Source organism: Mesorhizobium sp. P170090, assembly GCF_057786115.1.
In genome coordinates, this window is sequence record NZ_JBYNWH010000001.1 from 4620211 (window position 1) to 4638246 (window position 18036).

An 18036-nucleotide genomic window follows, 5' to 3' on the forward strand; every position below is an offset into this window, starting at 1 on the left:
GCATGCAACCGGCCGGAGATACCGTTTTCGGCCGGTTTTCAAAGCAACCTGCCGACAGGGTTTACAAAGCGTCGACTGCCGTCCCGCGAAGCTCGGCACGCGAGTGTCCCTAGTCTCAGCCCTTGTTGAGCAGCGCCAGATTGGCGTTGATCACGCTCGGGTCGGCCATGCCGGCCCTTGCTTCCATGAGCAGCGCTCTCGCCTTCTTCTTGTTGCCACGCAGCAGCTGCGAATAGCCCATATTGTTGACAATCTGCGGCTTGCGCCCGGCAACCTTCAAAAGCTGGTCGTAGGCGCGGTCGGCGAAGTCGAAGCGGCCGAGTTCGTCATAGGAGGCGGCAAGCCCCATCCATCCCTCGGCACTGTCGGCCTTCAGTTCCACGGCCTTGCGGAAATGCTGTTCGGCAAGGCCGTAATTGGCCTCGCGGAACTGCGCCTTGCCTTGCGCAAGGTCGGAGGTGCTGACGTCTTTTGCCACCGGTTGGATCGATGTGGTCTTGGTTTTGTCGACGTTGTCGGTCGTGCAGCCGCCGACCATCAAGACCGCCGCTAGCGCGGCCATTGCCGTGAAACTTCTGTGACGCATGCCCCTGGCCCCAATCGCCCGATTTACCGGGTCGTTCTCTGAGGAAGCAGACTACAACAGGGCGATTAAACTTCAGTGCGGAAACGCGCCTAAAATTTGGTTTCGGGCACAGAAGCCATTAACCAACCGAAGCCTATTCCGGCTCCAGCGCCTTGAGCCCCGCCGGAAACTGATAGCGCCTGCCGTCGTAGCGCAGCCGGTAGGTTCGTTTCATGGACCTGCCGGGATGGGACTGGCACTCGCCATTCTTGTCGACAGACGGATTGTCGGTGTCCAACCGCTCGAACACTGTGATGTCGTGATAGCCGTGATGTCTCGCCGGGCTCATCGCCAGGCTGACCCGGTTGGATTGAAAGGATCCTGCGCAATTGGTGTCGCCTTCGCCGCCAAAGCCGGCCACGATGATGCCGTCGAGCACCAGGCGCAGAGCACCGCCGTCAAGGGCATAGAGCCGCAGGTCGGTTTCACTGAAAGGATTCGGCTGCGAATGGTTTGCCATGTCGATGCGCAGGCCGAAGGCGCCGACATCGGGCGCCAATCTGTAGCGCCCGGTATCGAAGTCGATCTCGCGGATGCCGACGGCATCATCGGTCATCAGCCCGGGCTGGAGCAGGCGCTGGCGCACCTGCCGGGACTTCCTGTCGACGACCAGAAGCTCGACATCGCCGACATGCCCGTCGTCGCTGGATTGGGAGCTGTCGATCAGCGGCACGGCGACCAACAACAGGTCGTCATGGGCGGGCCAGATCTTGCAGACCACGCCGAATGGCGCATCGCCATCCCAAAGCGTCTGGGCGATGCTGGTATGAGGTTCGAGCGTGAAGGAGGCGCCATCGGCACTCTTTTGGGCCTTGGGATATGCCTGCTGCACCAGAGCGGCAGCGTCGCCGCAATCGTCGGCCGCGGCCGAGGCCGGCGACAGACTGGCCGCGGCGAGGCCGAGGAAGGCGGTGCACAAGACTATTCGCATGGACGGCTCACTCATTTTGCTTTTTGCGGATTTTGCCGAAGGAGAGCGGCCAAACCGGCCGGATATGACATCCAGGCGAAGCGTAGTTGAAGTGAGTAACCGCAGAAAGCCGCCGGGCGGCCACTTGGTATCTACTGCCTTGGTATCTACTGAACCGCCGTCATTTTGACGATGATCGGGATGACGGCGATCATCAGCACCACCGGCAGGATGCACACCACCACCGGCACCGACATCTTGGCCGGCAAGGCATGTGCCTTCTCCTCGGCCAACGACATGCGCTTGTGGCGCATTTCGTCAGAGAACACGCGCAGCGCCCCGGCGAGGCTGGTGCCGAGTTCCTTCGACTGCTGCAAGAGCGTGGCGAAGGAGCGCACCTCGTCCAGGCTGAGGCGGTCGGCGAGCGCCTTCAATGCATCGTCGAGGCTGCGGCCGGCCCTGAGTTCCAGCGACACCAGCTGCAGGTTCTGGCTCAGCGACGGATAGGTCTTGGCCAGTTCCTTCGAGACGCGCTCGATGCCGGCCTCCATGCTCATGCCGGCATCGGAGCAGACGATCATCAAATCCATGAAGTCGGGAAAGCCGTTGCGGTATTCGCGCATCTTTTCCCGCACCTTCTGGCTGAGCACCAGGCCGGGCACGAAATAGCCGGCGGCTCCCGACAGGATGATGAAGGTCCAGCGGCTGGTCGCGGTGGAATCGACGCTGCCCATCCAATGGTTGACCAGGAACGCGCCGATCGCTGCGCCCACCAGGCAGGCGAAGCGGATCAGGAAGAATGTGCCGACCGCGCGCGGCTCCATATAGCCCGCCTGGATCAGCTTCATACGCAGCCGGGCGACATTTTCCGGATCGCTCTTGGCGTAGAATTCCTGCGCCCGCTTCACCGCCTTCTCGCGCACGACGCTCTGGTTCTTCTTCGGCGCCACCTCGGCCTGTTGGGGAGTCTTGCTGTCGTCGATCTTGAGCCGGCGCTTGAGATCGTTGCGGTCGCCTTTGGCCACCACCAGCGGCCATGCCACCGCGCTGCCGCCCAATGCCAGCAGCATCGCGGCTACCGGCATCAGCGACGTCGGCGCCAGCGAGGCAAGAAACTGGATCACCTGCTCCATCTCAGAACCGGAAGTTCGACATCTTGAACATGATGATGTTGCCCAGCATCAGCCATGTCACCGAACCGCCCAGCAGATACCAGGTCTTCGGCACATCCCAGACGCTTTGATAAAATTGCGGCATCATCACCATGATGGCGGCGAACAGCAGCGCCGGCACCGCCGTCAGGATATAGGCCGACATACGACCCTCGGTCGAAATGGCGCGCACCTTGCGGCGCAGCTTGCCGCGTTCGCGGATCGTCGTCGACAGCCCGTCGAGGATCTCGCGCAGATTGCCGCCCGAACTCGTCTGGATGGAAACCGCGGTGACGAACAGCGGCAGATCCTCCTGGCCGACGCGATCAAACAGTGAATTCAACGCCGAAACCAGGTCGGAACCATAAGTCACCTCGTCGGAGATAACGCCGAATTCGGTGCCGATCGGATCGGGCATCTCGCGCGACACCATGGAGATCGCCACCGGAACCGGATGCCCGGCCTTCAAGCCGCGCGTGATCAATTCCAGCGCCTCCGGCAACTGCACGCCGAAACGCTTCACCCGCCGGGCACGCTTGGAACGCAGCACAATTACCGGCAGCAGCGCTGTCAGCACCACAAACAGCAAAATGGCGAGCAACAGCGGCAGGCCGTACCAGAGCGCGACGAGCATCATCGCCAGCGCCACGCCCGTCGTCATCGTCAGGAATTTCGGCAAGGGCATCACCATGCCAGACTGCGTGCGCAGGGCGCGAAAACGGTCGGGCGAGAAGAATGACGTGCCGGAATCGAGGCCGCGTTCCTTGCGCAGCTGGATCAGCACCTGTTCCTGGCTGATCTTGTTTTCCTGCAGCTTCATGCGCCGGTTGATAGCCAGGCGCTTGTCGCTGCGGCCGGCATAGAGCAGATAGCAGCCTTCGGCGATCATGATGCCGGTCAGCGCTGCCGCGGCATAGACGACATAGATCGGGCTGAAATTCTCGAACACCCGGCTACTCCTGCGGCCGGCCGGGTTCGAAATATTTGCCGGGGAATTCAATGCCCATGTTGCGCAGGTCCTCGAGGAAACGCGGGCGAATGCCGGTCGCCTCGTAGTGACCGAGAATCTTGCCGTCGGCTTCCATGCCGGTGCGCACGAAGCGGAATATCTCCTGCATCTGGATGACGTCGCCTTCCATGCCGGTCACCTCGGCGACGCTGGTCACCTTGCGCTTGCCGTCCGACAGTCGCGTCAGCTGGACGATAAGGTCGAGCGCGCTGGCGATCTGGCTGCGGATCGACTGCACCGTCATCGGCATGCCGGTCATGCCCAGCATCTGCTCGAGGCGCGAAATGGCGTCGCGCGGCGTGTTGGCGTGGATGGTCGCCATCGAGCCTTCATGGCCGGTGTTCATCGCCTGCAGCATGTCGAAGGCCTCCTCGCCGCGGCACTCGCCGAGGATGACGCGGTCAGGGCGCATGCGCAGCGCGTTCTTGACCAGGTCGCGCTGCTTCAGCTCGCCATGACCTTCGATGTTGGCGGGGCGCGTTTCCATGCGCGCGACATGCGGCTGCTGCAGCTGCAGTTCGGCCGCGTCCTCGATGGTGATCAACCGTTCGTCTTCCGGAATAAAGGCTGACAATGCGTTGAGCATCGTCGTCTTGCCGGTGCCGGTACCGCCCGAGATGATGGTCGTTTTGCGGGCGTGGACTGCAGCCGCCAGCACCTCGGCCATGTTCTGGGTGATGGCGCCGAACTCGACCAGCTTGTGCAGGCCGAGCTTGTTCTTTGAAAACTTGCGGATCGACACCAGCGGCCCGTCGACGGCGACCGGGCGAATGGCGGCGTTGAAGCGCGAGCCGTCGAGCATGCGGGCATCGACCATCGGCTGCGATTCGTCGACCCGGCGGCCGACGGCGGCGACGATCTTGTTGACGATGCGCAACAGGTGCGCCTCGTCCTTGAACGGGATATGGACCTGCTGCAGCTTGCCCCGTTTTTCGACGAAGCAGTTCTGGTGGCCGTTGATCAGGATGTCGTTGATGTCGGGGTCCTTGAGCAGCGGTTCCAGCGGGCCGAGGCCGACCATCTCATCGACGATGTCATCGACCAGCGCTTCAAGTTCGACGGTGTTGATCGCCATACGCTCCTGGCGGGTCTTTTCCGACACGAACTCCTGCACCTGCCGGCGCATCTCATCCTTGGGCAGGCGCTCCAGCGCGACCAGGTTGATTTCCTCGAGCAGCAGCCGGTGGATGCGCACGCGGGCATCGAGCACCTTGTTGGCGCTTTTTCCCGGTGTTGTCTCCGGCTTCGGCGGCAAGGCCTTGCGGTTCGTCGGGATGACCACGGCGTGATGCGCGACCGGCGCCGCCTCGGCCGGCTTCAGAGCGCGGACGTCACGGTTCTGCAGGGTCGAGAAGCGGCTGGTCATCCGGCTTTCCTCTTCAGGAGGCCCCTGCCGATGCCGAACAGCGAGCGCGATTTCTCCGGCGTCACCACGGCTTCTTCCGGCAGGATGATCCTCTTCAGATCGTTGACGACATTGGCGTTCGGGTCGATCTCATGCAGCGGCACGCCGCGGTCGACCGCTTCACGCACAAGCCGGTAATTGTTGGAGATGCCGCCGACGAAATGCTCGCCCAGGATTTCCTGGACATCCGCCTGCTTGATGCCGTTGTCGAACATCTTCTGCTCGAAACGATTGACGATGACGTTCGGCTTCACTTCCTTGCCGGCCGTCTCGTAGACCGCCTGGATCAGCCGCTGCGTGTGGCGCAGGCATGGCACCGTCATTTCGGCGACGATGTAGAGCTTGTTGGAGCCGAGCAGCACCGTCTCCGTCCACGGAAACCAGGTGCGCGGCATGTCGATGACGACGTTATCGAAATAGGCCGAGACGAGATCGAGCATGCGCACCACGACATCGGTCTTGAACGAGCGCATTTCCGACGGATGCGTTGGCGCCGCCAGCACGCAGAGCCCGCTCGCATGCTTGGACAGCATCACATCCAGCAGCTGACGGTCGAGGCGCTCGGGCTGGTTCTCGATTTCGGTGATGTCGAAGCGCGGCTCGAGGTCGAGATATTCGGCGCAGGCGCCTTGCTGGAAATTGAGGTCGACCACGCAGGTCGACGCGCCGCGCGTCACCGAATGATGCAGCTGGAAGGCGGTCTGCAGCGCCAGCGTCGTGGTGCCGACGCCGCCGGCGGCCGGCATGAAGGTATAGATCTGCGACTCGGTGTTTTCCTCGCGCCCCGGCCCTTGCAGCGCGCGCACGACCGACCGCACCAGATCGGCGGTGGTGATCGGCTTGACCAGGAAATCGGCGACCTGGAGCTGCACCAGGATACGCACTGCGGCTGCGTTGAATTCCTGGGTGACGACGACCACCGGAACGCGGCCTTCAAGCCGGCGCATGATGCGCTGCAGCGACTCGATCTCTTCCAGCTTTGCCGCATCCATGTCGACGATGAGCGCGCCGAAATCGGCTTCCTGGACCTCGCCGCGCAGTTCGGTAATGTTCTTCTCGACGGTCGAAAGCTGGATCACCTCCGAGGCCGCGAACGCGGTGCGCGTATCCTGCGCAAAGGTCCGGTCGCTGGACACCAGCAGGATCTTCTTGGTCTTGATGCCGCTTGCCATTTTGTCAGCCTGTCAGGTCATTCCCGGTCAAATCACCGGGCAAATCAATCGGTTGTCGCTGTCGGTTGCACGGCCTTGGCAGCAGCAGCCTGGTCGGCGGCGTTGACTGCCGCCTCACTGCGCTGCGCCGGCACCAGCAGCCTGGTGTTCTGGACGCCGTATTTCCAGGGATCGACCATCTGCATGGCCGTATTGGCGGCCTGTGCGTTGCCGGCGGCAATCGTCGGTCCCTCGGAGCGGACATAGTCGTCGCTGGTGCAGCCGCCGGCGAGGCCGGCGATCAGCAGGGCGATGCATGATTCCACGCGCATGGCTTCAATCCTTCGGCAGGTCGAGGAAATGCCCGACGGTGGTGACCGCGGCCGGCTGTGCCGTACTGCCGCTGGCCATTGCCACTGCACGATTGGCTTCGGACGATTTCACTTCCTCGGTGTTGTTGAGGAAATAGTCGACATTGCTGGCTGGCTGCGTGCCGTCGGTCGGCTCGAGCAGCTTCTTCGACGGATCGACGGGCTTGACCAGATAGGGGGTGACGATGATCACCAGATCGGTCTCGCGCCGCTGATAGGATTTGGAGGAGAACAGCGAGCCGAGCACCGGCAGCTTGCCGAGGCCGGGAAGACGCGATGTGGTAATGTCGTTCTGTGACTGCAGCAGGCCGGCGATCATGAAGCTCTGGCCATTCTTCAGGTCGACGGATGTTTTGGCGCGGCGCACGATAAAGCCCGGGACCGAGATATTGCCGATATTGTAGGAGGCCGAAGCGTCGATCGAGGACACTTCCGGCGCGATGTCGAGGCTCACCAGCCCGTCCTTGAGAACCGTCGGCGTGAAGTCGAGGCTGACGCCGTATTTCTTGTAGCTGACGGAAATCTTGCCATTGTCCTCGGAGACCGGGATCGGGAACTCGCCGCCGGCGAGGAAGCTTGCCGTCTGGCCCGAGCGGGCGATCAGGTTCGGCTCGGCCAGCCGCCTGGCGAGACCACGTTCCTCCAGCGCCTTGATGGCGACGTCGATCGACAGGCCGTTGGACAGCAGCCGGCCGATGATCTCGCCATTGCCGGCTCCCGGCACCGTGCCAGGATCGAGGGTGACGTCGCGCCCGCCAATGCCGTAAGCGAAATTGGCGCTGTATTTGGCGCCGAGATCCTGTCCGGCCTGGCGATTGATCTCGACGAAGCGGACGTTGAGCTGAACCTGCTGCGAGGACGAGATGTTGACCGAATTGATCACTTCTTCATTGCCGGAGAAGCGGCTGGCGATCTTGCTTGCCTTCTCGGCGGCGACCGCGTCATCGGCCTCGCCCGACAGCACGACGCGGCCATTGGCCGAGCCGACCTTGATCTTGGCGTCCGGCACGCTGGCGCGAATGGTGCTGGCCAGCTGGTCGGTGTCCAGCGTCACCTCGATGTCGACGGTGCCGACCAACTGCTTGTTCTCGTCGAACAGCGCGATGCCGGTGGTGCCGAGATTGTTGCCCAGCACATAGAAGGATTTGTCGGTCAGCGGATTGACGTTGGCGATCTCCGGATCGCCGATGACGATCTGGTAGAAGGCGGCATTGGTCATGACCGTCTTCGGCTTGCCCTTGGCTACCTTGATCGACGCATTCGTTGTCGACGAGACATGGACGATATCGTTGTCGGCCTTGGCTGGTGCACTGAGGCCGAGCATTGCGGCCGCGGCCAGGCAAGCCCCCACCGCAAGCGCCCGCATTGGGCGCAGCCCTTTCGTAGTTCGAAATGCATGAAGTCCCGACATCTGTCCCGTCCCTCGCCCGGTCCCCACCGGCAGTTATTGCTGGTCCCGCGCAGGAACCTGGTATTCTTCGACCTGCGTGCCGCGCGTCACGATGATCGTCTTGAATTTCGGCTTCTCAGGCTCCTTGGTCGCGGCAGTGAACAGCGCGCCGGCAGCGGCCTGGACGCCGGAGGCGACCGATCCGCCGAAGGACGAGATGGTGGTGACGCCGTCCTTGGCGGCCCCTCCGTCTGCGGCCGAGCGGAGCGACAGCGACAAGGTGCCGACGGTGCGGGCAAGCGCCACTTTCTGCGCGCCTTCGGTCGTCACCTCGATGGTGACGGAATTGGCGATCTGCGGTGTGGTCTGGCGCTCGTCGGCGCCCTGCCCCACGGTCAGCACCTTGGCGTCGGAGACGACAATCTCGGAGGTAACGGTCGATCCGGCAGCGCCCTGCGCGTTCTTGGCCACTTCCTGGATTTCGCCCGCATCGCGTGTCAGCACCACGTCGACCCGGTCGCCCGGCATGACGAAGCCGCCGACACCGGCGATCTCGTCGGTGCGGATTGTCACCGCCCGCATGCCGGGCGTCATCATGTTTGATAGCGTCGCGCGGCCGTTCGGCCCCGACAATTTGCTGATCAGCACCGGCTCGTTGACCTCGATCGGCGACAATACCACGCGGCTGCCTTCGGCGAGCAATGCATTGACTGTGGTGAACGCGCCCTGCGGCACCGAATCCTCGGACCATGGGATTTCGCTGAGCTGCGCCCGGTCAAGCTCCATGCCGTAACGCAGCGGCGCGTTGGCCACCACTATGGTCTTGAAGACGACCTTGGGGACGGCGGGCGCCGGGATCGACGCCGTTTTCTCTTCGGCATCGGCCTTGGCCTGGCTTTTCACCCAGAAATCCGCGGCAAAGATTGAAATCGCGCCGAAGACGGCAGCGATGCCAATCATCGTTATGGCCTTGCCCCTCACAACCAACCCCTGACATTCGTGGTCTTTTGTTTTGTTGGAGCGACGCTAGGCCGCTTTGTTAAAGATTCAGGAATCGCGGCCGCTCCGCACGGACCTATTTCCGCCGGCTTGGTTATCGAAAGGTTTTAGGATAAGAAGGGTTTAATCCCCGAACGTAACAGGAACTTCCGTCGCTTGGCGCCGAAAAGCGTGGCAGTATCGACGGGTGATTCGCGGCACGGATTCTATGGTAGGCATGGACGACAACAACGATCTTTTCGGCAATCTGGAAAAGCAGCCCCAACCGGCTCGGACACCTTCGCGCCCGGCCGACCCGCTGGTGCAGGCCACGAAGCGTCCTGCCGCGACCAAGGACGGCAGCGAGGGCTATAGCGCCGCCGACATCGAGGTGCTGGAGGGGCTGGAGCCGGTGCGGCGCCGTCCCGGCATGTATATTGGCGGCACCGACGACAAGGCGATGCACCATCTGTTTGCCGAGGTCATCGATAATTCGATGGACGAGGCGGTCGCCGGCCATGCCACCTTCATCGATGTCGAGCTGTCGGCCGACGGATTTCTGACCGTCACCGACAATGGCCGCGGCATTCCGGTCGATCCGCATCCGAAATTCAAGAAACCGGCGCTCGAAGTCATCATGACGACGCTGCATTCGGGCGGCAAGTTCGATAGCAAGGTCTATGAGACCTCCGGCGGTCTGCACGGTGTCGGCGTCTCGGTCGTCAATGCGCTGTCGGACCATCTCGAAGTCGAGGTCGCGCGCGGTCGCCAGCTTTACCGCCAAAGGTTCTCGCGCGGCGTTCCGGTGAGCGGGCTGGAGCAGCTCGGCGAAGTGCACAACCGGCGCGGCACCAAAATCCGCTTCCATCCCGACGAGCAGATTTTCGGCAAGGGCGCCGCCTTCGAGCCGGCGCGGCTCTATCGCATGACCCGCTCGAAAGCCTATCTGTTCGGCGGCGTCGAGATCCGCTGGAGCTGCGACCCATCGCTGATCAAGGAAAAGGACCAGACGCCGGCCAAGGCGGAGTTCCATTTCCCCGGCGGCTTGAAGGACTATCTCAAGGCATCGCTCGGCGATGATTTCCAGGTGACCCGCGAAATCTTCGCCGGCAAGAGCGAGAAGCAGGGCGGCCACGGTTCGCTGGAATGGGCGGTGACCTGGTTCGGCGGTGACGGCTTCGTCAACTCCTACTGCAACACCATCCCGACCGGCGAAGGCGGCACGCATGAGGCCGGCTTTCGCAATGTGCTGACGCGCGGACTTCGGGCCTATGCCGACCTGGTCGGCAACAAGCGCGCCTCGATCGTCACCTCCGAAGACGTGATGATCTCGGCGGCAGGCATGCTGTCGGTGTTTATTCGCGAGCCGGAATTCGTCGGCCAGACCAAGGACAGGCTGGCAACGATCGAAGCCATTCGCATTGTCGAGACCGCCATCCGCGATCCCTTCGACCACTGGCTGGCCGACAATCCGCAGGAAGCCTCCAAGCTGCTGGAATGGGTGATTGCGCGCGCCGACGAGCGGGTGCGCCGGCGCCAGGAAAAGGAGGTGTCGCGCAAGAGCGCGGTGCGCAAGCTGCGCCTTCCCGGCAAGCTCGCCGACTGCACGCAGAACGCCGCCGCGGGCGCCGAACTGTTCATCGTCGAAGGCGACTCGGCCGGCGGCTCGGCCAAGCAGGCGCGCGACCGTGCGAGCCAGGCGGTGCTGCCGCTGCGCGGAAAAATCCTCAACGTCGCCAGCGCCGGCAACGACAAGCTCGCCGCCAACCAGCAGATATCGGACCTGATTCAGGCGCTCGGTTGCGGCACGCGCTCGAAATACCGCGATGAGGATTTGCGCTACGACCGCGTGATCATCATGACCGACGCCGACGTCGACGGCGCTCACATAGCCTCGCTGCTGATCACCTTCTTCTACCAGGAAATGCCGAACCTGGTGAATGGCGGCCATCTCTATCTGGCGGTGCCGCCGCTCTATTCGATCCGGCAAGGCGGCAAGGTTGCCTATGCCAGGGACGATGCGCACAAGGACGAGCTGTTGCGCACCGAATTCACCGGCCGCGCCAAGGTCGAGATCGGCCGTTTCAAGGGCCTGGGCGAGATGATGGCCGCGCAGCTCAAGGAAACCACCATGGACCCGAGGAAGCGCACGCTGCTCAGGGTCGATGTTATCGACGCCGTGGCGGCGACCAAGGATGCTGTCGACGCGCTGATGGGCACCAAGCCGGAAGCCCGCTTCCGCTTCATCCAGGAACGCGCCGAATTCGCCGCGACGGAAGTGCTGGATATCTGAGCGCCGGCCGACTCTTCGTTTTGACGCAGTTCCGGGCGGAAAACCGTTTCAAACTTTTCCTGGAATTGCTCTAGCCTGCACTTCCGATACGGAGACCAGCTTGTGATCCGGGCGCGGCTGAAGAGCTACTTCGAAACCAGTTTGGCGGGCCTGACGCAGCCGACGCGCTCGGATTGGATTTTCGCCCTGCGCACGGTTTCGGCCGGTCTGATCGCGCTTCTCGCTGCTTACGCGTTGAAACTCGACCACCCGCAATGGGCGATGATGACGGTCTTCATCGTCGCCCAGCCGGTCGCCGGCATGGTGCTGGCGAAAGGTTTTTTCCGGCTGCTCGGCACGCTGGCCGGTGGACTTGCGGCGATCGGCATCACCTCGGTTTTCGGCACCAATCCCTGGCTGCTGGTCACGGCGCTATCCGTCTGGATTGGGCTGTGCACGCTGGTTTCGTCGCTGCTGCGCAATCCGGAAGCCTATGGCGCTGCACTTGCCGGCTATACCGCGATGATCATTGGGCTGCCGGCTTTCGGCCAGCCGCATGTAGTCGTCGATCTCGCTGTCGCGCGCTGCGCCGAGATCGTGCTCGGCATCGTCTGCGCCGGCCTGACCAGCCGGCTGATCCTGCCCAAGCTGGCCGCTGACGCCATCATCTCCAGGCTGAAGCGCAGCATCCTCGACCTTGCAACCTATGCAGGCGGCGCTTTTTCCGGCGGCGACCCGGCGAGACTGGCCGGCCTGCACGGCAAACTGATCACGGACGCCCAGATGCTGGCCGAGATGCGCACCTATGCCCGGCTCGAAGCCCCGAGCTTCGCCACCCGCGCCCATCCGGTCCGCCTCACCATCGGTCAGCTTCTGTCGGCGCTGTCGGCGGCACGCGCGCTGCATTCTCACGCCGCGCCGAAAAACGCAGCGCTCATTCCGGTGCGCTCGGAACTGCAGTCGCTGGTCAGCGAACTGGCAGCCACGCCCGAGGCGCTGGAGGACACGTCGCCCTGGGTGACGCGGCTCGACGCGATTGCCGGCAAGGCCCGGCAAATGCCCGACGCCTCGACCGATCAGGGCGACGACAGGGTCGGCACCATCACGCGCCTCACCATCGCCGCCGATTTCGCCGAAGCCTTCAAGCAGGTGCTGCGCGGCCTCGACGCCCTGCGCGCACCGGTGACGCGCCCTATCCGGAGCAACAGGCAGCCGCCTGCGCTGGTGGTGCACCGCGATTATCCCGGGGCTTCGCGCAATGCCATACGCGCCGCCCTTGCCACGTTGGCGGTCGCCGCCTTCTGGCTGACGACGAAATGGTCCGATGCGGCCGGCACCGTCATCCTCGTTGCCGTCGTCTCCAGTCTTTTCGCCGCGCGGCCTGACCCGGTGCGGGTGTCCTGGGGCTTCTTCAAGGGAACGCTGCTGGCTTTGCCCTTTGCCTTCCTTGTCGGCCAGGTCGCGCTGCCTGCTTTGCCCGGCTTCGGCTGGTTCGCGCTGTTTGTCGTGCCGATCCTGGTACCGACGGCGCTGGGCATGGCCAATCCGCGCACCGTCGGCGTGGCGACGGCCTTTGCCATCAATTTCCTCGCCTTCCTCAGCCCGCATCAGGCGATGACCTATGCCCCAGGCCCGTTTTTCGCCGGCTCGGCGTCGGTGCTGGTCGGCATCCTGCTGGCGATCGGCGTCTTCATCGTGGTGCTGCCGGTGGATCCATGGCGCGCGGCCAACCGCATCGTGCGGGCCATGCGCGAGGATCTGGCGCGGCTGTGCCTGCATGAGCGGGTGCCGCGGCGTTCGGCCTTCGAGAGCCTGGCCTATGACCGCATCAACCAGCTGATGCCGCTCTTGCAAAATGCCGGCAGGAAAGGCGATGCGATTCTGGGCGGCGGGGTCGCCGCCGTTACCGTCGGCCTTGAAATCCTGCGGTTGCGCGCCGCGCAGCAGAGCCCGGCCATTCCTTCCGAAACCGCGCTTTCGATCGACAATTTCCTGCGCGGCCTGGCGCGTGAACTGCTCTTTCGCGCACCCGGCGATCCGCAGACGGCAACCATCACTGTGGCCCGGCAATATGCAGCAGGCCTCTCAGAGCGCAGCAGCAGTGCGGATATGCTGCAAATCGCAGCCTCGCTGCGCATCATCGCCGCCGCGATCGAAGACTTTCCGGATTTTTTTGCGAGGGATCGCGGCTAGGACGTCAAGCCGCCGCTATCGCCAGCGCGTGGCCGCGCGCGTTTTCGCGTAGCGCATCGAGATGGATCGACTTGACCAGGCCGGCGAGATCGCCCTCAGTGGATTGACCTCCGAGTTCCTTCAGCATCAGCCAGCTGACTTCCTGCACGCCGGCGACACGCTTGCCATTGGCGACCTCGCGCCAGATCTTGAGTGCCCGCAGAATGATGCCATGGGTGGGCGCGGCAATGCCGGCGCGGCGAAACAGCGCCTGCAGCGCAACGTCCTGGCCGCCGGCAAGCAGCGCCCGCACCCGCTGCTCCGACTGCTGGCTGAGCGCAACCAGGGCCGAGCCGAAAAAGTCGACCTTGCCGTGGGCAATGGCACGGATGATGAAACTTGCGGTCAGGTCGCCGCGCAGGCGCAGATGTTCGATAAGTGCCGCATGTTCCTCCGCGCGCGTGCCTTCGACCAGCCGCACCGAAGCCTTGACGCAAGCATCGCGCGTGACGCGCTCGGCTCTGGCCGCCCCCATCAGCGCCATCACCAGCGGCGAAGCCTTCAGCGTTTCGCCGAGCTTGACCAGTAGCATGTGCCGGCAGTCGGCCGGCAGCCGCACATCCGTGACCATTGCCTCGCGCAAATGAGCGATATGGCCATGCCGCTCGGCGATGCGGCGGAAGGAGAGCGAGGCTATGTCGGCGCCGTCATTGGCGAGCAGCGCCGCACACGCTTCCGGTTCGCCGATCTCGGCGATCGCCGCGGCAACCGCCATCGAAACGACCGGCCGGTCGGCGATCAGTTTTTGCGTCGCCTTGTGCCCGGCCGCGACGCGGTCGATCAGGTCGGCGTCCGTCAGCAGCGGGGAGCGCGCCAGCACCAGGGCTGCCACTTCCGGCTGATCGGAGGCAAGCGCGCTGATGATCTGCAGCGGCGCGTGATGGCTCATCGACAGCGCTTCGGCCATAGCCAGCCGCACCTTCGACGAGGCGTCGTCGAGCAGCAGCGTCAGCGCCGCTTCGGCCGCGCAACGGTCTTCGAAAGGCAGGTCGGAATTGACGTAGGCGCGGGCCAGCGCGCTCGCCGCCGCGGCGCGCTCCGAAACTCTCGCGGTGTAGATCCATTTGAGAAAATGCGAGACAACCATACTGCCTGCTACGCCCCTTGCCGGAAAGCTTCCGGCCCCAGGAATGACCCTAGGCAGAAATGGTTTACGAACGGTTCACCATGTTTATTAACTGGCTTGCGGGTGGCATGGGCAGCGCCTATCAACCGTCAGGCAGCGGAGGAGAAAAACGATGCCCGGGCTTTATCTCGAAGAGTTCGTCGTCGGGCATGTCTTTCGGCACACGCTGCGCAAGACCGTCACCGAAAGCGATAACATGCTGTTCTCGGTGATGACGCTGAACCCGCAGCCGCTGCACATCGACTTCGACTTCGCCGCCAAGAGCGAATGGGGCAGACCGCTGGTCAATTCGCTGTTCACGCTCGGCCTGATGATCGGCATTTCCGTCAATGACATCACCGTCGGCACCACAATTGCCAATCTCGGCATGAGGGAGACAGTGTTTCCGCACCCGGTCTTCCATGGCGACACCATCCGTGTCGAAACGACTGTGATCTCGGTCAGGGAATCGAAATCCAAGCCGGACCGCGGCATCGTCGAGTTCGAGCATCGCGCCTACAATCAGAACGATGTGCTCGTCGCCAAATGCACGCGCCAGGCGATGATGATGAAAAAGGCGGCCTGATGCGCTCGCTGCTGTTTGTGCCCGGCGATTCCGAAAAGAAGCTGGACAAAGGCTTTGGCGCCGGCGCCGACGTGGTAATCGTCGATCTCGAGGATTCCGTGGCGCCACAAAACAAGGCGGCGGCACGCGACATCGCGGCACGCTTTATCGCCGGCAATCGGCAGCAGACAAGCTCCGCCATCTATATCCGCGTCAACGATCTTTCGACCAGATTGACCGACGATGATCTGGCCGCGCTGGTTCCTGCAAAGCCCGACGGCATCATGCTGCCGAAGTCGAACAGCGGCCAGGATGTTCAGCAGCTGTCCGTAAAGCTCCGCGTGCATGAGGCCGAAAACGGATTGCCGGATGGCGCGATCAAGATCCTGCCGATCATCACCGAGACGGCTGCCAGTTTGCTGGCCGCCGCGACCTACGCCGGGGCAAGCGCCCGGCTTGCCGGCCTCACCTGGGGTGCCGAAGATCTGTCCGCGGCGATCGGTGCGCGGGCTGCGCGCGACGACAACGGCCGCTACACCGATGTCTTCCGCCATGCCCGCACCATGACCATCCTCGCCGCCGGCGCGGCCGAAGTCGCGGCGATCGACACGGTCTTCCCCGCCTTTCGCGACATGGCCGTCTTCGAAGCCGAATGCACGGAGGCCGAGCGTGACGGCTTTACCGGCAAGATGGCGATCCATCCGGCGCAAGTGCCGGTCATCAACGCCGCCTTCACACCGTCGGCGGAGGCAGTGCAACGCTCGCAGGCCATCGTCGCGGCCTTCGAGGCGGCCGGAAATCCTGGCGTGGTCGGCATTGACGGCAAGATGTATGACCGGCCGCATCTCAGGCTCGCCGAGCGGCTTCTGGCTCGCGCCAAGGCAGCCGGGGTTTAGTCCCGCGCCAGCACGATGACCCGGTCCTCCGGCAGGTAGGCCAGCGCTTGCGACTTCAACGGGTTGACGGTGACGCCGCCCAGAGCCCGCTCATCATTCTGCGCGGCGCGAACGCGCCGGTGCCCGATGGCGATCTCTCGGCGCAACCGCGCCGATTCCGCGATCGTCCAGAACGTCACCGGCTGGTCGATGGCGACATAGTCGCCGACCGGACGCATGTAGATTTCGGAGCCCTCCTCGTCGAGCAGATCATCGAAGATCGCGGCGAGATGCTGGTTCTCCGAAGCCTGCGCCAGCATCAGGCTGACCAGCCTGTTGCTGACGACGAAATCATCTGCCTTGGTCACCGCCGCCAACTCGCGGTTGCGCACGTCGATCATCTCGCTGACGATCGAGATATGCGTGCCGGCATCGTCCGAAATCTTGCGCAGATGCAGCAGCGTCACCAGCGTGCGCGTATCGGCGGGCTGCGCTGCCATGGTCTCGCTGTAGCCGAGGACGAGCACGTGGTCGTAGGAAGGCACGTCCAGGCTTGCCAGTGCTGTGCTGCTCGACGTGTCGGTGATGCGGCAGGAAACCGACAGATTGTCGCCGACGACCGGCAGTCCGGCAATTTCCTGCTCGAGGCCCGGCGTATCGGCGGCGATGGTCAGGATTGACCCAGGTGCGACGTAGCGCGACAGTTCATAGGTTATAATCGGTCCGCGCCGGTTCCAGCCAAGGATCAGCGTGCGCTCCGGCTTCGCCTCGACAGGCTGATGGCGAAGGATTGCCGCGGCATCGATCTTGGCTCCGGCGCTTCCCAGCTTGATGGCGGCATCGTCCTCGGCAATGATGATGGCGCGCATGTCCTTGCCGATCACCAGCTCCGACGGCGGGTTGAGATTGACGCGCCCCTGCTGGTCGCAGAGCCCGATCAGCGCGCAATGCTCATACGCCATCACTGCCTCGCCGAAGGTCTTGCCGGTGAGATCAGGCTGCTCGGTCGTGTAGATTTCGCAGCCGTCGAAATCGAGCAGCTCCGAATAGACGCCGCTGAGACCCGACTGCCGGCTCGAATGCACGACGATGCGCGAGATCAGCTGGTCGGCCAGGACAAGCTGTACCTCGGCCCCGCCGACGACGCGGGCAACCTCGGCGTTCTTTCCGTCGCGGATCTCGGCGGCGATGTTATAGGGCGCCGTGCGCCGGTTCGGGTCGTTGGCCAGCGCCAGCACCGTCTTGATCACCTGCGAATCCGGGTCGTCGCCGTCCGGCGACAGCACGATGATCGAGCGCGAGGTCTGCGGGTTGACGATGGCCAGATCGTAGAGGTCGGTCGGGTCGCCGCTGCGGCAGATGATGCGTGTATTGCCCAGTCTGCCGACTTTGGCGGCGATCTCGTCCTCCATCGCCACCTTGTCCATATTGGCCATGACGACAATGCGCGGATGGCGGCGGCTGGCATTGGCAATGACGAGTTCGGAGATGACGTCGAAGACCGACGGCGACCAGTTGAGGATGATGGTGTGGTCGCTCTCCAGCACCCGCGAACGACCCTTGCGCAATTCATCGAGCTTGCTGTCGACGCCGGCGCTGAGCACGCCGATGAGGGCCGACACGACGAAAATTCCGGCAAGCGTGACAAACAGCATGACGAGACGGAAGGCCCAGCCGGTGTCGCCGCCCATCGTGCCGGAATCGAGCGTGCGCATCAGCGATTCCCAGAATGCTTCGAAGAAGTTCAACGGTTCGCCGCCCTCCGGCGCAATGCGGGTCACCGCAAGGAAAGCCGCGGCGGCGATGATGATCAGCAGCGAAGCGAGGGCGAGCCAGCCGATCAGCGCGATCGGGCCGGCGGCCATGCTCTTGTCAAACCCGTAGCGCAGCCGGGTTCGCAGCGAGTCTCGTTTCTTCATGTCGCCGGCAACCCCCAATATTCCCCATGGTCGATGCGCCGACCCCAACGCATCGCCGAAGCCGCTGTCTTAGCCGGT

At 63.6% G+C, this 18036-nt stretch carries 15 protein-coding genes; 4 read left to right on the forward strand and 11 right to left on the reverse strand.

Features of this window, described 5'->3' with window-relative positions:
- Positions 1-115 precede the first annotated feature (115 nt).
- The 9 genes from AC3EML_RS22475 to cpaB form a co-directional block, all read right to left on the reverse strand.
- On the reverse strand, positions 116-586 hold the full coding sequence (locus AC3EML_RS22475; RefSeq protein WP_023667596.1) for a hypothetical protein: 471 nt from the start codon (positions 584-586) through the stop codon (positions 116-118).
- A 133-nt stretch (positions 587-719) separates the two neighbouring features.
- A complete protein-coding gene (locus tag AC3EML_RS22480; RefSeq protein ID WP_352520469.1) occupies positions 720-1556 on the reverse strand; it encodes a PA3715 family protein in 837 nt (278 codons plus the stop codon).
- A 146-nt stretch (positions 1557-1702) separates the two neighbouring features.
- Positions 1703-2668, reverse strand: coding sequence for a type II secretion system F family protein (locus AC3EML_RS22485; protein WP_023688293.1), 966 nt, complete (start codon positions 2666-2668; stop codon positions 1703-1705).
- Position 2669: 1 nt separating this feature from the next.
- On the reverse strand, positions 2670-3635 hold the full coding sequence (locus AC3EML_RS22490) for a type II secretion system F family protein (RefSeq protein WP_023688292.1): 966 nt from the start codon (positions 3633-3635) through the stop codon (positions 2670-2672).
- A 4-nt stretch (positions 3636-3639) separates the two neighbouring features.
- The gene (locus tag AC3EML_RS22495; protein WP_023667600.1) at positions 3640-5061 is read right to left on the reverse strand and encodes a TadA family conjugal transfer-associated ATPase; all 1422 of its coding nucleotides are present in this window, start codon (positions 5059-5061) and stop codon (positions 3640-3642) included.
- Positions 5058-6272 carry a CpaE/TadZ family protein gene (locus tag AC3EML_RS22500; protein WP_023667601.1) on the reverse strand — a complete coding sequence of 405 codons (1215 nt, stop codon included), beginning with the start codon at positions 6270-6272 and terminating at the stop codon, positions 5058-5060. The genes AC3EML_RS22495 and AC3EML_RS22500 overlap by 4 nt, the downstream gene beginning before the upstream one ends.
- Before the next feature lie 44 nt (positions 6273-6316).
- The gene (locus AC3EML_RS22505; RefSeq protein WP_023667602.1) at positions 6317-6583 is read right to left on the reverse strand and encodes a hypothetical protein; all 267 of its coding nucleotides are present in this window, start codon (positions 6581-6583) and stop codon (positions 6317-6319) included.
- A gap of 4 nt (positions 6584-6587) precedes the next feature.
- Complete coding sequence (locus tag AC3EML_RS22510) at positions 6588-7988, reverse strand: type II and III secretion system protein family protein (protein WP_031197419.1); 1401 nt, start codon at positions 7986-7988, stop codon at positions 6588-6590.
- Positions 7989-8066: 78 nt separating this feature from the next.
- A complete protein-coding gene (gene cpaB / locus AC3EML_RS22515; RefSeq protein WP_023688289.1) occupies positions 8067-8972 on the reverse strand; it encodes a Flp pilus assembly protein CpaB in 906 nt (301 codons plus the stop codon).
- 256 nt (positions 8973-9228) lie between these two features.
- Between cpaB and parE the strand changes: the two genes are divergently transcribed.
- Complete coding sequence (parE, locus tag AC3EML_RS22520) at positions 9229-11283, forward strand: DNA topoisomerase IV subunit B (RefSeq protein WP_023691142.1); 2055 nt, start codon at positions 9229-9231, stop codon at positions 11281-11283.
- 102 nt (positions 11284-11385) lie between these two features.
- On the forward strand, positions 11386-13455 hold the full coding sequence (locus AC3EML_RS22525) for an FUSC family protein (protein WP_352520470.1): 2070 nt from the start codon (positions 11386-11388) through the stop codon (positions 13453-13455).
- A 4-nt stretch (positions 13456-13459) separates the two neighbouring features.
- Here AC3EML_RS22525 and AC3EML_RS22530 read toward each other — a convergent pair whose 3' ends face one another.
- Positions 13460-14581, reverse strand: a complete 1122-nt coding sequence (locus AC3EML_RS22530; protein WP_352520471.1) for a DUF2336 domain-containing protein — start codon at positions 14579-14581, stop codon at positions 13460-13462.
- 91 nt (positions 14582-14672) lie between these two features.
- Between AC3EML_RS22530 and AC3EML_RS22535 the strand changes: the two genes are divergently transcribed.
- The gene (locus AC3EML_RS22535; RefSeq protein ID WP_460221791.1) at positions 14673-15185 is read left to right on the forward strand and encodes a MaoC family dehydratase; all 513 of its coding nucleotides are present in this window, start codon (positions 14673-14675) and stop codon (positions 15183-15185) included.
- On the forward strand, positions 15185-16060 hold the full coding sequence (locus tag AC3EML_RS22540; RefSeq protein ID WP_023830639.1) for an HpcH/HpaI aldolase/citrate lyase family protein: 876 nt from the start codon (positions 15185-15187) through the stop codon (positions 16058-16060). Before AC3EML_RS22535 ends, AC3EML_RS22540 begins: the two co-directional genes overlap by 1 nt.
- On the opposite strand, the gene AC3EML_RS22545 is transcribed toward AC3EML_RS22540, so the two are convergent.
- Positions 16057-17958 (reverse strand): CASTOR/POLLUX-related putative ion channel, encoded by a 1902-nt coding sequence (locus tag AC3EML_RS22545; RefSeq protein ID WP_352520472.1) that lies wholly within the window; start codon positions 17956-17958, stop codon positions 16057-16059. The genes AC3EML_RS22540 and AC3EML_RS22545 overlap by 4 nt on opposite strands.
- Positions 17959-18036: the final 78 nt, after the last annotated feature.

Bases quoted from the DNA above. Each gene is read 5' to 3' on its own strand.
- AC3EML_RS22475 (WP_023667596.1), bottom strand. From the start codon at position 586: ATGCGTCACAGAAGTTTCACGGCAATGGCCGCGCTAGCGGCGGTCTTG.
- AC3EML_RS22480 (WP_352520469.1), bottom strand. From the start codon at position 1,556: ATGCGAATAGTCTTGTGCACCGCCTTCCTCGGCCTCGCCGCGGCCAGT.
- AC3EML_RS22485 (WP_023688293.1), bottom strand. From the start codon at position 2,668: ATGGAGCAGGTGATCCAGTTTCTTGCCTCGCTGGCGCCGACGTCGCTG.
- AC3EML_RS22495 (WP_023667600.1), bottom strand. From the start codon at position 5,061: ATGACCAGCCGCTTCTCGACCCTGCAGAACCGTGACGTCCGCGCTCTG.
- AC3EML_RS22500 (WP_023667601.1), bottom strand. From the start codon at position 6,272: ATGGCAAGCGGCATCAAGACCAAGAAGATCCTGCTGGTGTCCAGCGAC.
- AC3EML_RS22505 (WP_023667602.1), bottom strand. From the start codon at position 6,583: ATGCGCGTGGAATCATGCATCGCCCTGCTGATCGCCGGCCTCGCCGGC.
- AC3EML_RS22510 (WP_031197419.1), bottom strand. From the start codon at position 7,988: ATGCGGGCGCTTGCGGTGGGGGCTTGCCTGGCCGCGGCCGCAATGCTC.
- cpaB (WP_023688289.1), bottom strand. From the start codon at position 8,972: ATGATTGGCATCGCTGCCGTCTTCGGCGCGATTTCAATCTTTGCCGCG.
- parE (WP_023691142.1), top strand. From the start codon at position 9,229: ATGGACGACAACAACGATCTTTTCGGCAATCTGGAAAAGCAGCCCCAA.
- AC3EML_RS22530 (WP_352520471.1), bottom strand. From the start codon at position 14,581: ATGGTTGTCTCGCATTTTCTCAAATGGATCTACACCGCGAGAGTTTCG.
- AC3EML_RS22540 (WP_023830639.1), top strand. From the start codon at position 15,185: ATGCGCTCGCTGCTGTTTGTGCCCGGCGATTCCGAAAAGAAGCTGGAC.
- AC3EML_RS22545 (WP_352520472.1), bottom strand. From the start codon at position 17,958: ATGAAGAAACGAGACTCGCTGCGAACCCGGCTGCGCTACGGGTTTGAC.